The 13,973-nt window shown below is 33.4% G+C and carries 14 protein-coding genes; 8 read left to right on the forward strand and 6 right to left on the reverse strand.

Annotated elements, in window-relative coordinates:
* Positions 1 to 31: 31 nt before the first annotated feature.
* The 3 genes from ACW5R3_RS04370 to ACW5R3_RS04380 form a co-directional block, all read right to left on the reverse strand.
* A complete protein-coding gene (locus ACW5R3_RS04370) occupies positions 32 to 2,065 on the reverse strand; it encodes a M3 family metallopeptidase (RefSeq protein ID WP_456578411.1) in 2,034 nt (677 codons plus the stop codon).
* 245 nt (positions 2,066 to 2,310) lie between these two features.
* Positions 2,311 to 2,790 (reverse strand): 5-(carboxyamino)imidazole ribonucleotide mutase, encoded by a 480-nt coding sequence (gene purE, locus ACW5R3_RS04375; protein ID WP_456578412.1) that lies wholly within the window; start codon positions 2,788 to 2,790, stop codon positions 2,311 to 2,313.
* Between the two features lie 25 nt (positions 2,791 to 2,815).
* Positions 2,816 to 3,970 carry a 5-(carboxyamino)imidazole ribonucleotide synthase gene (locus ACW5R3_RS04380; RefSeq protein WP_456578413.1) on the reverse strand — a complete coding sequence of 385 codons (1,155 nt, stop codon included), beginning with the start codon at positions 3,968 to 3,970 and terminating at the stop codon, positions 2,816 to 2,818.
* A 159-nt stretch (positions 3,971 to 4,129) separates the two neighbouring features.
* Here ACW5R3_RS04380 and ACW5R3_RS04385 point away from each other — a divergent pair, with 159 nt between their 5' ends.
* The 4 genes from ACW5R3_RS04385 to ACW5R3_RS04400 all read left to right on the forward strand — a co-directional run bounded on the left by ACW5R3_RS04385 (position 4,130) and on the right by ACW5R3_RS04400 (position 7,625).
* Positions 4,130 to 5,239, forward strand: coding sequence for an adenylate kinase (locus ACW5R3_RS04385; RefSeq protein ID WP_456578414.1), 1,110 nt, complete (start codon positions 4,130 to 4,132; stop codon positions 5,237 to 5,239).
* Positions 5,240 to 5,379: 140 nt separating this feature from the next.
* Positions 5,380 to 6,378 carry a GTPase ObgE gene (gene obgE, locus ACW5R3_RS04390; RefSeq protein WP_456578415.1) on the forward strand — a complete coding sequence of 333 codons (999 nt, stop codon included), beginning with the start codon at positions 5,380 to 5,382 and terminating at the stop codon, positions 6,376 to 6,378.
* A gap of 7 nt (positions 6,379 to 6,385) precedes the next feature.
* Positions 6,386 to 7,093, forward strand: a complete 708-nt coding sequence (locus tag ACW5R3_RS04395; protein WP_456578416.1) for an ion transporter — start codon at positions 6,386 to 6,388, stop codon at positions 7,091 to 7,093.
* A 22-nt stretch (positions 7,094 to 7,115) separates the two neighbouring features.
* Complete coding sequence (locus ACW5R3_RS04400) at positions 7,116 to 7,625, forward strand: DUF4136 domain-containing protein (protein WP_456578417.1); 510 nt, start codon at positions 7,116 to 7,118, stop codon at positions 7,623 to 7,625.
* A 1-nt stretch (position 7,626) separates the two neighbouring features.
* On the opposite strand, the gene ACW5R3_RS04405 is transcribed toward ACW5R3_RS04400, so the two are convergent.
* Entirely contained in the window at positions 7,627 to 9,024 is a 1,398-nt protein-coding gene (locus ACW5R3_RS04405; protein WP_456578418.1) for a M64 family metallopeptidase, read from the reverse strand.
* A gap of 5 nt (positions 9,025 to 9,029) precedes the next feature.
* Entirely contained in the window at positions 9,030 to 9,497 is a 468-nt protein-coding gene (locus ACW5R3_RS04410) for a hypothetical protein (RefSeq protein WP_456578419.1), read from the reverse strand.
* 186 nt (positions 9,498 to 9,683) lie between these two features.
* On the opposite strand from ACW5R3_RS04410, the gene ACW5R3_RS04415 reads away from it, so the two are divergent.
* The 4 genes from ACW5R3_RS04415 to ACW5R3_RS04430 all read left to right on the forward strand — a co-directional run bounded on the left by ACW5R3_RS04415 (position 9,684) and on the right by ACW5R3_RS04430 (position 13,355).
* Positions 9,684 to 10,637 (forward strand): tetratricopeptide repeat protein, encoded by a 954-nt coding sequence (locus ACW5R3_RS04415; protein WP_456578420.1) that lies wholly within the window; start codon positions 9,684 to 9,686, stop codon positions 10,635 to 10,637.
* A gap of 40 nt (positions 10,638 to 10,677) precedes the next feature.
* On the forward strand, positions 10,678 to 11,139 hold the full coding sequence (locus tag ACW5R3_RS04420) for a TolC family protein (protein WP_456578421.1): 462 nt from the start codon (positions 10,678 to 10,680) through the stop codon (positions 11,137 to 11,139).
* 81 nt (positions 11,140 to 11,220) lie between these two features.
* Entirely contained in the window at positions 11,221 to 12,576 is a 1,356-nt protein-coding gene (locus tag ACW5R3_RS04425) for a UDP-N-acetylmuramate--L-alanine ligase (RefSeq protein WP_456578852.1), read from the forward strand.
* Between the two features lie 128 nt (positions 12,577 to 12,704).
* A complete protein-coding gene (locus ACW5R3_RS04430; protein WP_456578422.1) occupies positions 12,705 to 13,355 on the forward strand; it encodes a hypothetical protein in 651 nt (216 codons plus the stop codon).
* A 72-nt stretch (positions 13,356 to 13,427) separates the two neighbouring features.
* Here the strand turns inward: ACW5R3_RS04430 and ACW5R3_RS04435 are convergent, their stop codons facing one another.
* Positions 13,428 to 13,868 carry a hypothetical protein gene (locus ACW5R3_RS04435; RefSeq protein ID WP_456578423.1) on the reverse strand — a complete coding sequence of 147 codons (441 nt, stop codon included), beginning with the start codon at positions 13,866 to 13,868 and terminating at the stop codon, positions 13,428 to 13,430.
* Positions 13,869 to 13,973 lie beyond the last annotated feature (105 nt).

A 13,973-nucleotide genomic window follows, 5' to 3' on the forward strand; every position in this document is an offset into this window, starting at 1 on the left:
TATCAGTAATTTTGTCAAAAGTAAGTAAAATTTATTTTTTAATTAGTCCAGCGCGTTTTAGCAAAGCATCTGGTTGTGGTTCTTTCCCTCTAAAACGTTTGTAAAGTACCATTGGATCTTCTGTTCCACCTTGTGAAAGCACATGGTCTTTAAATTTTTTAGCAACTTCTGGATTAAAAATGCCTTGTTCTTGAAAGTATTCAAAAGCATCAGCATCCAATACTTCAGCCCATTTATAGCTGTAGTAGCCCGAACTGTAACCGCCTTGGAAAATATGAGCAAAAGCTGTACTCATACAATTTTCAGGTACGTCTGGATATAATTTAGTGTTTTCAAACGCCTTTAATTCTTGAGTTTTCACGTTTTTTATAGCGGTTGGATCTTGACCATGCCAACTCATATCTAGTAACCCGAAGCTAATTTGACGCATGGTTTGCATTCCCTCGTGAAATGTAGCAGAGGCTTTAATTTTTTGTATTAAATCCATTGGGATAACCGCACCTGTTTCATAGTGTGTTGCAAAAATTTCTAATGCTTCTTGTTCGTAACACCAGTTTTCTAAAACTTGACTAGGTAGTTCAACAAAATCCCAAAATACACTAGTTCCTGATAGGCTAGGGTAGGTGGTATTTGCTAGCATGCCATGTAGAGCATGTCCAAATTCATGGAATAGTGTTGTTACTTCATTAAAAGTTAATAGCGAAGGTTTTGTTTTTGTTGGTTTAGTAAAGTTGCAAACTATTGAAATATGCGGTCTGCTATTCGTTTGGTCTTTTACATATTGTGGTTTGTAAACGGTCATCCAGGCGCCATTTCGTTTGCCTGGTCTTGGGAAGAAATCCGCATAGTAAATAGCAACGAGGTTGTTGTTTGAATCTGTTACCTTGTAAGTCAGTACATCTTCATGATACTTGTCAATAGTATCAATTTCTTCAAATTGTAACCCGTAAAGCTTTTCAGCAATAGTAAAAGCGCCATTTATAACGTTTTCTAGCTTGAAATAAGGCTTTAATTTTTCGTCATCTAAATCAAATAATTTTTGTTTTAGCTTTTCTGAATAATAAGCTGAGTCCCATTTTTCAAGTTGCTCTATATTAGCGAGGTTTTTAGCAAAAGCTTCTAGGTTTTTATATTCTTCTTTAGCCGCAGGTTTAGCTTTTTCTAGTAGTTCGTTTAAAAAGTTCTCAACTGTTTCAGGGTTTTTAGCCATGCGCTCTTCTAGAACAAAATGAGCGTGTGTTTTATAGCCTAATAGCTTGGCACGCTCAAACCGAAGTTTTGCAATTTCTAATACATTTTCTTGATTATCAAATTCATTGTTCTGAAAACCCTTGGCGCCAGAAGCGATTGCTAGTTTTTTACGTAAGGCTCTATTATTCGCATAAGTCATAAATGGAATATAGCTCGGATAATCTAAAGTTATTAGCCAGCCTGTTTTACCTTTGCTTTCTGCTAAGTTGCTGGCGGCTTCCTTGGCACCATCTGGAAGACCTTCAAGATCTGATTCGTTGGTAATATGAAGCTCAAAATTATTAGTTTCAGCTAATAGGTTCTCGCCAAAATTAAGTTTTAGCTTGCTTAGTTTTTTATCTATCTCACGAAGTTCTTGTTTTTTGTCTTCAGGGAGATTTGCTCCGTTTCTGGAGAATTCTTTATACTTTTTGTCTAACAGTGTCTCTTGTTCGGTATTTAGGTTTAGCTGTTGCTTGCTATCATGAACAGTTTTAATACGTTTAAAAAGTTCCTCGTTTAAAGTGATATCATTACTGAATTCTGATAGTAAAGGGGATACTTCTTGTGCTATTTCTTGAATCGTATCATTAGTTTCAGCAGAATTTAAATTGAAAAATATACTGGATAAACGGTCTAGTTCCTCACCTGAAAAATCTAGAGCCACCACGGTGTTTTCAAAAGTGGGAGGTTCTGGATTTGTAGTAATAGCTTGGATTTCTTTTTTAGCTTTATCTATAGCTTTCTTAAAAGCAGGTAAGAAATCACTATCCTTAATTTGTGAAAAAGGTGCTGTTTCGTAAGGTGTTTGAAACTTGTTATTCAGTATATTCATGATTATTATATTGAGACAGACGTAATAAGGTACTGTTTTTTGTAGTCTAAATTAACGTGTTTTTATGGTAATTATACGCTAACCTTAAGTATTAACTAAAATTTAAGATTATAACTTAAATTGGTTTTAGTTTTATGTGTTACTTTTGCATTAGATTTTTCATGAGAGTTTCATGCTCATTTTAAATTATTGATTAATAGCGTTAAACCTCGGCTTTCAGCCGGGGTTTTTTTATGCTATTATATTTACAGGTTTTTAGCCGATTCAATGACTTTGGCTTTTAATCCTTCTTTGTAATCAATAATATTGTTTTGGATATTGGTGTTTGATGCTCCTAATATTTGAGCAGCCAAAATACCTGCGTTTTTAGCGCCGTTAAGTGCTACGGTTGCTACAGGAACACCTCCTGGCATTTGTAATATGGATAAGACAGAATCCCATCCATCTATAGAGTTGCTACTTTTTACAGGAACCCCTATTACAGGAAGTGGTGATAAAGAGGCAATCATACCTGGTAAATGTGCGGCGCCACCGGCACCTGCTATAATGACATTAAAGCCTCTAGTGTGTGCATGCTTACCATAGTCAAATAGTTTTTCGGGTGTTCTGTGTGCTGAAACAATATCAACTTCAGCTGTAATACCTAATTCAGATAAGATATCTATGGCTTCTTGCATCACTGGAAGGTCGCTTTTGCTTCCCATTATAATTCCTACTTTACTCATGTTGTTTTCTGTTAGTTAGTGGTGTTTATTTACTTATTACTTGTATTGAACTTTTTACGGATTCGGCAATCTTACGAGCTTCGTTAACCGATTCGTTGATAATTGTAACATGGCCCATTTTTCTAAAAGGACGTGTTTCTTTTTTGCCGTAAACATGTGGTGTTACACCATTCATACCCATTATGGTTTCAATGTTTTTGTATACAACATTACCGGTATGACCTTCGGCTCCTACTAGATTTACCATAACACCTGCAGCTTTATTAGCGGTATTACCTAAAGGTAGGTTTAAAATAGCTCTCAAATGTTGTTCAAATTGTGATGTGTAACTAGCCTCAATAGTTTGATGTCCGGAATTATGTGGTCTTGGAGCCACTTCATTTACTAGAATGTCATCATTTTCTGTTTGAAACATTTCTACGGCCAATAATCCTACATGGTTAAATGCATTAGACGTTTTTAAAGCAATATTAGTCGCTTTTTCTGCTACTGCTGGAGTTATTCTAGCGGGACAAATTACATATTCTACTTGATTGGCTTCTGGGTGAAATTCCATTTCAACAACAGGGTAAGTTACCATGTCGCCATTAGGGTTTCGTGCTACAATAACAGCTAGTTCATTTTTAAAGGGAATCATATCTTCAGTAATACACTCTACGTTTGGAAGGTCTTTTAAGTCATTCTCATTACGGACAACTTTTACTCCGTTGCCATCATAACCAAACTGTGCACTTTTCCATACAAAAGGAAATTGAATAGCATTGTTGTTAATTGCAGTTTCCATTTCTCGTTTAGACTCAAATCGCTCAAAACTTGCCGTTGGGATAGCCTGATCTAAATAAAATTGCTTTTGTATGGCCTTATTTTGAATAAGACGAAGGGTTTTTGATGCAGGATATACCTTAACGCCTTCTTGTTCTAAAGCTTCTAATGCATCTACATTGACATTTTCGATTTCAAAGGTTAAAACATCTACTTCTTTTCCAAAATTATAAACGGCATCATAGTCCATTAAGTCGCCTAAAGAGAAATTATTGCAAGCAATTTTACAAGGAGCTTCAGGGTTTGAATCCAAAACATGAGTGTGGATATCAAATTTTCGCGTGTCGTTTAATAGCATTTTACCTAATTGACCGCCGCCAAGAATACCTAATTTAAATTCTGAGGAAAAGTAATTCATCTGTTTTTCGTTAAAAGTTAGATTGTAACTTGAAAATTAATTTAAGCACAAAAATACAAATCATTGGTCTGCCAAAAAACTTATTTCTCAACAATATATACTAGAATTCGCAAAACGTTAATCAAATGATTATCTTTGCTTTTCTAAAATTAAAAACAGGTGATAAAGCTTCATGATTTATATTTTAAACCGTTTGTTTCTGAAGAAGAAATAGCGGTTGTTGTAGAACGAATGGTTCACGAAATTGCAGATCAATTAGGCGATGAAATTCCCGTGTTTATTGGTATTCTTAACGGTTCTTTTATGTTTGTTAGTGATTTCGTTAAGAAATATCCGAAACCATGCGAAGTAACCTTTATTAAGTTAGCGTCTTATGAAGGCGTGAAGTCTACTGAAGATATCCAACGTTTAATAGGTTTAACCCAAGATTTAACTGGGCGTACTGTTGTTATTTTAGAAGATATTATAGATTCTGGAAATACCTTAGCTGAGGTTCATAGAATTTTTAAAAATGAGCAAGTAAAACAACTTATAATCGCCACATTATTTTATAAACCCGAAGCTTATAAAAAAGACTTTAAGTTACATTTTGTAGGTATGGAAATCCCTAACAAATTTATTGTAGGTTACGGTTTGGATTATGATGGTTTAGGGCGCGATTTACCTGAAATATACCAACTTAAAACAACACAACACATGACTAATTTAGTCCTATTTGGACCTCCAGGAGCAGGAAAAGGAACACAAGCAGAATTTTTAAAAGAAAAATATAGCCTCGTACATATTTCTACAGGTGATGTTTTTCGTTTTAATATAAAAAATGAAACCGCATTAGGTATGTTAGCTAAATCTTACATGGACAAAGGCGAACTTGTACCAGATGAGGTAACTATTGATATGCTAAATGCTGAAGTAGAAAAAAATGCAGATGCTAAAGGATTTATTTTTGATGGTTTTCCACGTACAAATGCTCAAGCCGATGCATTAGATAAATTAATGAATCAAAAAGATTCTCAAATTAACGCAATGATAGCTTTAGAGGTTGACGATGAGGTTTTAGTTCAGCGTTTATTAGAACGTGGTAAAACTAGCGGGCGTACTGATGATGCCGACGAATCTATTATTAGAAATCGTATTAAAGAGTATTATAATAAAACTGCTATTCTTAAAGATTACTACTCTGAGCAAGATAAATATTTTGGAGTTGATGGCGTTGGAAGTATAAATGATATTACAGAGCGTTTAAGTAGCGTAATTGATAAATTATAATTGAATATTTGCACCTAGTTTTTGGATTAGGTGCAAAATCAATATTTTTAAAACAATCCCTTAAATGGGACTATACCGTGTTTAAGCTTAAAGTTTCTTGTTGAAATGTTAAGTTTTAAATTTATAAATCACAGATAATTATGACTGAAGGAAATTTCGTGGATTACGTAAAACTGTATGTGGCCTCCGGAAATGGTGGAAAAGGTTCTGCACATTTACATCGTGAAAAATATATTGAAAAAGGTGGCCCCGATGGTGGTGATGGTGGTCGTGGTGGTCACGTTATTATTCGTGGGAATGAAAACCTATGGACTTTATATACCTATAAATTTAAGAGACATTTTAAAGCTGAACACGGATCTCATGGTAGTAAAAGTAGAAGTACCGGAGCAGATGGGGCAGACGTTTACATGGATGTACCTTTAGGAACAGTTATACGTGATAAAGAAACGAACGAAATTCTTTTTGAAATTACTGAACACGCTGAAGAACGCATAATAGCCAAAGGCGGTATGGGCGGTCGTGGAAATTGGCATTTTAAATCTTCTACCAATCAAACTCCGCGTTATGCACAACCAGGTATTCCAGGAGAAGAGGTAGAAATTATTCTTGAATTGAAAATTCTCGCCGATGTAGGGCTTGTTGGTTTTCCAAATGCAGGGAAATCTACACTACTTTCTGTTGTAACTTCAGCAAAACCAAAAATTGCGGATTATGAATTTACTACTTTAAAACCAAACTTAGGTATTGTTGAGTATCGTGATCATAAATCTTTTGTTATAGCTGATATACCTGGAATAATTGAAGGTGCAGCAGAAGGTCGTGGTTTAGGGCATTATTTTTTACGTCATATTGAGCGTAATTCGGTATTGTTATTTTTAATTCCTGCCGATGCAGATGATATTAGAAAACAGTACGATATTCTATTAGATGAATTACGACGTTACAACCCTGAAATTTTAGATAAGGAACGTATTGTTGCAATTTCTAAAAGTGATATGCTTGATGATGAGCTGAAAACCGAACTTAATGAGTATTTAGACGGTGAATTACCAGTTGATTATATGTTTATATCATCAGTAGCTCAACAAGGGCTTTTAGAGCTTAAAGATAAACTTTGGGGCTTATTGAATGATTAAATTGTAAATGAAGAAGAAGATTAAAGATATTGTTGAAGTCAATGATAATCTAGGAAGTAAAATATTTGCTTTCGCTATTCAGGCTTTAATTTTAATTTCTATAACAACGTTTACTTTAGAAACGGTTCCTACCTTAGAGCCTGATACACGTTATATTTTACGAATTATTGAAGCAGTAAGTGTTCTTATCTTTACTGTTGAGTATTTTTTGCGCATTTATGTAGCAGATCGTAAGCTGAAATTTATTTTTAGCTTTTTTGGAATTATCGATTTGTTAGCTATTCTGCCTTTTTACCTCTCTTTTGGGATAGATTTACGTTCTTTAAGATCCTTAAGGCTTTTTAGGTTATTTCGTGTTTTAAAACTCGTCCGTTATAACCGTGCATTAAATCATTTTATGCATGCTATAAAATCGGCTAAAGAACAGATAGTGTTGTTCTTATTCATTACATTAATTTTAATATATTTTTCAGCAGTAGGTATTTATTATTTTGAAAGTGAAGCTCAGCCTCAGCATTTTTCATCTATTTTAGATAGCTTATGGTGGGCTATCATTACATTAACAACCGTTGGTTATGGCGATGTGTATCCTATTACTGTTGGAGGAAAAATATTTACATTTTTTATTCTACTTATCGGTCTTGGAATTGTAGCAATTCCCACAGGTATTATCTCTTCGGCTTTAACAAAATCTGTTGATGAGAAACCTGTTTAATTTTATACATTTATAATAAAAAATGAAATCACTAAAATTACTTTTACTGCTTACTGTTTTTACAGCTTGCGGAGTTACTGTTGATTATGATTATCAAAGCGGGACTGATTTTACACTGTATAAAACGTATAATTATTTTGATGATATGGAAACAGGTTTCAGTCCTTTAGATGCTAAACGCTTTTTCCAAGCTTTAGACTCTGCACTTCAAAAAAAGGGATTACAATATTCAGAAACACCAGATTTTATTATTGATGTAGCTAGTACAACCTATCAGTCTGCCCAAACAAGTTCAGTTGGAATGGGAGTTGGTAGCGGTGGCGGTGGTATTTCAGTTGGAATTCCCGTAGGGCAAGGAAGTATTTCAAGGCGTATTGTTCTCGATTTTGTTGATTCGGGAGTCGAACAACAATTGTTTTGGCAAGGAGTAGCTAACGAACCTTCAGTTCCTGAAAACACTCCGGATGCACGAACCGCTCAATTTGAAATTGTAATTCAAAAACTACTTGAAAAATATCCACCTAATAAGTAAATTACTGCTTAATAACTTTTTTTGTAGCTAAACGTACGTTGCCATTATATATGTGAACCATATAGATGCCTGTAGCTTGCTGACTTATGTCAATGCTATTTGTCACGCCTTGGTCTAAAGATTTATTTAATATGTTTTTGCCATCCATACTGGTTAGGACTAAACGTAATTTATTAAAATCGGGACTATCATATTTTACGTAAAACTGATTGTTTGAAGGGTTTGGGTAAAGTGAAATAGTAAATTTATTAACTTCCGAAGCGATATCAGAAATACCTAATGTAGAATTATCGATACTCCAGGTAACAGTGTTTACGTGAACTGTTTCATGTTGGTTTACACGAACCAAACTACTATTGTCTGTAACTGCAACAGTAAGTGTATTTATTCCTTCGTTTAAATCGGTTTCAGCTACTGAAATCATATCTAAAGCTGTTGAGAATTCCGAGCCATTTAGTGTCCATGTGCTTTCCAATGAGTTTGTTGTAGGCGAAACTAATGTTAAGTTGAAACTAATAGGATATGTAGATGGGGCTAATGATAGGTTATTAGGTGTGTAGGCATCAATTGGTGATACCAAATCATGAATTCTTTCTATTGTTCCTTCGCTACATACAGGGCAAAAAGGAGCATTTAAGAAGCGCATTTTACAATTTTGATGAGGTCTAAACCACGTCGCTGGAATGCCAGAACTACCATGGCTGTAAATACCTACATTATTACTACCGTACCAATTTGTCCATCTTACTTGAGTAGGATCTGTTTCTTGTGTCATGTTTATGGCTTCTTCAACAAAAGCATCACCAGGGTAGTATTCATCTTTTAAATTTACCAAAGAATGTCCTATTTCATGAATAGCAATTTCAATTCCATTTTCACCAGTTGAAGCAAAAGGGAATGTTCCTCCGCTTCCACCATAATACGGTGAATTAACTAACACTAAAGCCTGATCGTATTCAGGAAAGTTTGCAGCCAATACATTTGTAATAAGTGGATAGTTTGATGAAAACAATAAGCGATGTACACCATAACTATCATAAGAAGATCCAAAATAATTGTCAATATCACTAACAGGAACACTTACTGTATTTTCGTCATTAGCGGTGCCCGGGTGAGAAGCTCCACTTTCATTTGAAATTACTTTAACAATATGAACATTAAAATAATTCGTGTATTCGGTATATGGTGATTGACTGAAAAATGTGTCAGAAAAATGTATAGCATCGCTACGGAAGAGTTCCATTTCTCCTGCTGTATAGCCGTCTCCAAGGATAACTAAATTAATACGTTTGTCGTTATCGCCAGTGTTTTTAATAGTTTCTACTTCAAAATCATAAGTTTGAGCAAATGAGTTTGTTAAAAGTAAAGTAAATACAATAGCAAGTAATAGTTTGTTCATCGTAGTTAAAGCTTGGTTATAATGTAATTGGTAATTTTAGAATTTGTGATGATACGTATTCTAGAATATTTAATAACTTCTGAATACGGCATTCTAAAAGAAAAGTCTGTATGCTCTAATATAATCTGTTTCTTCTCTAAATTCCCATCATCATTAACGTATTCTATGACATTATTTAATGGATTCTTGATATATAAGGTTTCAATCACGTTCAAATCTTTATCTAATAATTCGCAAACTAAGTTGTCCGGTTTGTCTAAAATCTTCTCTTGATGAAAGCCTTTAATGCGTCCTTTTGTAGTTAGATAGTTTAGAAAGTTGATCTCAGGACTTGAGTTAGGAATCTTTTTTATATTATAATTGAAAAATACCATACTATCTGTTGGTTTTTCAGTTTGCATATTTCCTTGAGCGTTTACAGAACTTGTAAAACTAAAGAGACAAAGGCATAAAATTAATAGGTGTTTCATCATCAATTTAATTACAGGTGTAAATTTAATCAATTCAATTATAATTGATTGTGGAATTCTAGTTTTAAATTAATTTGCTTTAAAAGAAATAAAAATTCTATTAGTATTTTTATGAGTTAATTCTCTTTTGGATGTAGTTACTTTAAAATAACTAGGATTAGTTATCTTTGGATAATAGATACTTACCGAATGAGAAACTTACTCCTTTGTTTATTATTTCCTGCTTATTTAATGGCGCAACAGCCTTTAGATGCTGCAGCTGATTTATTAGATAAAAAACGATACAAGCAAGCCGAGCAAAAGTTACAGGCTTATGTGGAATCTAATCCGAGTAATTTGCGAGGTATTGAGTTATTAGGAGATGCTTACGGTTTTCAAACCAAATGGGATGAAGCTATTACGCAATATGAAATTTTAGTCGAGACACATCCAGATAATGCTAATTTTCAATATAAATATGGCGGCGCTATGGGTATGAAGGCTTTGGAGGTTAATAAGTTTAGTGCCTTATTGTTAATTGATGATGTTGAGGAGGCTTTTTTGAAAGCAGCTGAACTAAATCCCGAACATATTGATGCTCGTTGGGCTTTGGTTGAGTTGTATATGCAATTACCAGGTGTAATTGGCGGAAGTATTAAAAAATCATTAAAATATGCAAATGAGCTAGAGCGTTTATCAGAAGTTGATGGGTATTTGGCTAAAGGCTATATTTATGAATATGATGATGAACCAGTGTTAGCTGAGAAATATTATAAAAAGGCTATTACTACTGGCGGGTCTGTAACTTGTTATGATAAGTTAACGCATTTTTATGAAAACCAACAGAAGCCTAATCAGGCTATTTTAACTATCGAGGCTTCGAAAGAAAAACACAAACGCAATGCTGTGCATTACCAAATAGGAAAAGTTGCTGCCGAATACAATGTGCAATTAAATAAAGGTGAAACTTGTTTAAAGACTTATATAGCTAATTATTCGGTTGAAGATGGTGTTCCTGTAGCATGGGCTAATTATAGATTGGCACAAATTTATAAGCATCAAAATCAAAAGGAAAAAGCACTAAACGCTATAAGATTGGCAATTTCAGAGCTTCCGGGTATAGAAGTTTTTAAAGATGAAAGGCTGAAAATAAATAAGCTATAAATACGAAAGTTTAAAAATTGAAAAGCGCTTAAAAGCTAATATGTTATTGCCTAAAATAGATTTGCAATATAATTTTTTGTCACAAACGCCAGAGGAAATTAATAGTTTTAATACATCAAATTATAAAAGTGGCGTAACCATGCGCTTTCCATTGTTTCTAAGAAAAGAACGTGGTGACTTAAAACTAACAAAACTAAAAATGGAAAACACTTTTTTAGATATAACATTATCCAAACTAAGTATTAAAAATAAGGTAGATGCTATTAAAAATGAATTAGACTCCTATGTCGTTCAAAACGATTTAATAGCTAAAATGATTCAAGACTATGAACAATTAGTGGCAGCTGAGGAGTGTAAATTCACATTAGGTGAAAGTTCTTTGTTTTTAGTGAATTCTAGAGAAAGAAAACTAATGGATGCTCGGTTAAAAGCCATTTTATTAGAAAATAGTTACTTTGAAACTAAAGCCAAGCTATTTAATAATTTTGCAGTTAGTATTTAATAACTAAAAAGGAACAGATTCCTGAAAATTAGTGAAATTCAGGTCAAAAAACTATCTTTGAAACATCTTCAAAAACAAAACATGAACGTACATTTTATAGCTATTGGAGGTGCTGCTATGCACAATTTAGCCATTGCATTACATAATAAAGGCTACCAAGTAACAGGTAGTGATGATACCATTTTTGATCCTTCTAAATCTAGACTAGAAGCTAAAGGGTTATTGCCTGAAACTTACGGTTGGTTTCCTGACAAAATTAATTCAGATTTAGACGCTATTGTTCTAGGTATGCATGCTAAAGCAGATAATCCGGAGCTGTTAAAAGCTCAAGAGTTAGGCTTGAAAATTTATAGTTATCCGGAGTTTTTATTCGAACAATCTAAAAACAAAACCCGTGTTGTTATAGGTGGTAGTCATGGAAAAACAACTATTACTTCTATGATTTTACACGTTATGCATTACCATGATCGTGATGTAGATTATATGGTTGGTGCCCAACTAGAAGGTTTTGATGTCATGGTAAAATTAACGGATGACAATGATTTTATTGTTTTAGAAGGTGATGAGTATTTAAGCTCTCCAATTGATAGAAGACCAAAGTTTCATTTATATAAACCTAATATTGCATTGTTAAGTGGTATTGCTTGGGACCATATTAACGTGTTTCCTACCTATGAAAATTATGTAGAACAGTTTAGCATATTTGTAGATTCTATTGTTAATGGTGGTAGCATTAATTATAATGAAGAGGATGCTGAAGTAGTTCGAGTGGTTGAATCAAGTGAAAATCCAATTCGTAAAATAGCTTATCATACACCAGAATATACCGTTGAAAATGGAGAGACACTTTTGGAAACACCAGAAGGACCATTACCAATTGAGATTTTTGGAAAACATAACCTTAATAATTTAGCAGGAGCTAAATGGATTTGCCAACACATGGGAATTGATGAAGACGATTTTTATGAGGCTATTGCAACTTTTAAAGGCGCAAGTAAACGTCTAGAAAAAATAGCAGAAAGTTCAACAAGTGTTGCGTATAAAGATTTTGCACATTCACCTTCTAAGGTTTCTGCAACTACTAAAGCTGTAAAAGCACAATATCAATCTAAGGAGTTAATAGCTTGCTTGGAGCTACATACTTATAGTAGTCTGAATGCCGAGTTTCTAAAAGAATATAAAGGTGCTTTAGATGCTGCCGATGTAGCCGTCGTATTTTACTCGCCTGATGCGGTTGAAATTAAGAAGTTAGATGCAGTAACTGAAACACAAATAGCAAATGCTTTTGAACGTGATGATTTAGTGATTTTTACCGATCCAGAAAAGTTTAAAAATTTCTTGTTTTCTCAAAGTTTTAAGGATAAAGCTTTACTCTTAATGAGTTCTGGTAATTATGGTGGTTTAAATTTTGATGCCGTTCAAGACTTAATAGCGTAAAAAAGTAGTTAATAGTTTTTGTTTTAATACTAAGGTTTAAATTTTGACGTTATTGTTAATATTATAACCATAAACCATAACTGTCTGAAATAAAATTACGTTTATTAACCATCTAAAAACTATTAAATATGTTACGTAATTTTTTAATTATTCTTCTTTTAACGTGTGTTTTTTCCTGCTCATCAGATGCTGATGACACATTAAATACTTCAAATCAGTCAAATGATTCAGGCTTCTACGCTCTAAAAGTTGGAAATTGGTGGGTTTATAAGAAGTTTAGTCGCGATAATTCCAATCAAACTTTTGAAGATACGGGAGTTATAGATTCCGTTCGTATTACAGGGACCACAGAGATAAACGGAAAAACCTATTTTCAGTTGCACACTAAGACTACGGGTAATGAAAGTAATAACCCCATATATGGCGAAAATGGTGAACGTACAGAACTTGTTAGGGACTCGTTATCGTATTTAATACAGGATAGTGGCGCTATAATGTTTACTTATTTAGACTATAATGAACGTGTAGTAAGTACCAACGATTGGGGGAATATTTACGAAACATCCTATCCGGATGAGGTAAGCACAACGGTTCCTGCTGGCGATTTTATCTGTGCTTACTCAGAACGCTATGCAAAATCTCCTGAAGGAGAGCAATTTCCAGGACTAGATGTTGTAAATTATGCCGAAGGAATAGGGCTTGTTTTTTATACGTATTCATTTGTAACGGATGCGAATCATGTCATGGAAAGTCGTTTAGACAGTTATCTTGTACAATAAGTAAAACAAAAAAAGCCTTTTCTTAAATATTAGAAAAGGCTTTTTTTGATATTAAATATGGATACATTTAATTTAGTAAAAAAACTCATGAAGTTCCGTAGATAATTTTTTGCCACGTTTTTTAGCTTGATCATCATAGTAATAACCAATTAAGGCTCCAAATATAGACCCTATTGTTAAGGAAAAAATGCCAAACAAAAGCGTGCTAATTAACCCTAAAGAGAACCCAATATATGTATAGTAATACTGCGGCGTAATATTGTATTCTACTTTTATGAATTTTAAGAATTTTTTCAATTCCGTTTTTACATCAATAAATTCTTTATCTAACTCGATGTTTTGTTGTAGTAAATCGAATTCTAAATGTAGTTTTCTTAAATCAGATTCACTAAAGGATTTAAATTCTAATTCATGAATAACTCGAATAAGTTTTTCACTATACTTTTTGTTTTTTAAATCAGTTGTCTCTTTTCTAAATTTTGTTAAATAATCTATTATTGCTGCTATTTCCATGAGGTCATATTTTCAACTATTATGTATGCAAGGTACTAATTATTTTTAAGTTAAGTTGTTCTACAATAACACCTATAAGTCTGTTAATTAGTTTGATAACTTTGT

Source organism: Algorimicrobium bowmanii (genome assembly GCF_054031195.1).

What these genes read in the sequence shown, in the direction of transcription:
- ACW5R3_RS04395 (WP_456578416.1), top strand. Translation starts at nt 6,386, where the DNA reads ATGAAGAAGAAGATTAAAGATATTGTTGAAGTCAATGATAATCTAGGA.
- ACW5R3_RS04430 (WP_456578422.1), top strand. Translation starts at nt 12,705, where the DNA reads ATGTTACGTAATTTTTTAATTATTCTTCTTTTAACGTGTGTTTTTTCC.
- ACW5R3_RS04400 (WP_456578417.1), top strand. Translation starts at nt 7,116, where the DNA reads ATGAAATCACTAAAATTACTTTTACTGCTTACTGTTTTTACAGCTTGC.
- ACW5R3_RS04415 (WP_456578420.1), top strand. Translation starts at nt 9,684, where the DNA reads ATGAGAAACTTACTCCTTTGTTTATTATTTCCTGCTTATTTAATGGCG.
- ACW5R3_RS04425 (WP_456578852.1), top strand. Translation starts at nt 11,221, where the DNA reads ATGAACGTACATTTTATAGCTATTGGAGGTGCTGCTATGCACAATTTA.
- ACW5R3_RS04370 (WP_456578411.1), bottom strand. Translation starts at nt 2,065, where the DNA reads ATGAATATACTGAATAACAAGTTTCAAACACCTTACGAAACAGCACCT.
- ACW5R3_RS04420 (WP_456578421.1), top strand. Translation starts at nt 10,678, where the DNA reads ATGTTATTGCCTAAAATAGATTTGCAATATAATTTTTTGTCACAAACG.
- obgE (WP_456578415.1), top strand. Translation starts at nt 5,380, where the DNA reads ATGACTGAAGGAAATTTCGTGGATTACGTAAAACTGTATGTGGCCTCC.
- ACW5R3_RS04405 (WP_456578418.1), bottom strand. Translation starts at nt 9,024, where the DNA reads ATGAACAAACTATTACTTGCTATTGTATTTACTTTACTTTTAACAAAC.
- purE (WP_456578412.1), bottom strand. Translation starts at nt 2,790, where the DNA reads ATGAGTAAAGTAGGAATTATAATGGGAAGCAAAAGCGACCTTCCAGTG.
- ACW5R3_RS04380 (WP_456578413.1), bottom strand. Translation starts at nt 3,970, where the DNA reads ATGAATTACTTTTCCTCAGAATTTAAATTAGGTATTCTTGGCGGCGGT.
- ACW5R3_RS04410 (WP_456578419.1), bottom strand. Translation starts at nt 9,497, where the DNA reads ATGATGAAACACCTATTAATTTTATGCCTTTGTCTCTTTAGTTTTACA.
- ACW5R3_RS04435 (WP_456578423.1), bottom strand. Translation starts at nt 13,868, where the DNA reads ATGGAAATAGCAGCAATAATAGATTATTTAACAAAATTTAGAAAAGAG.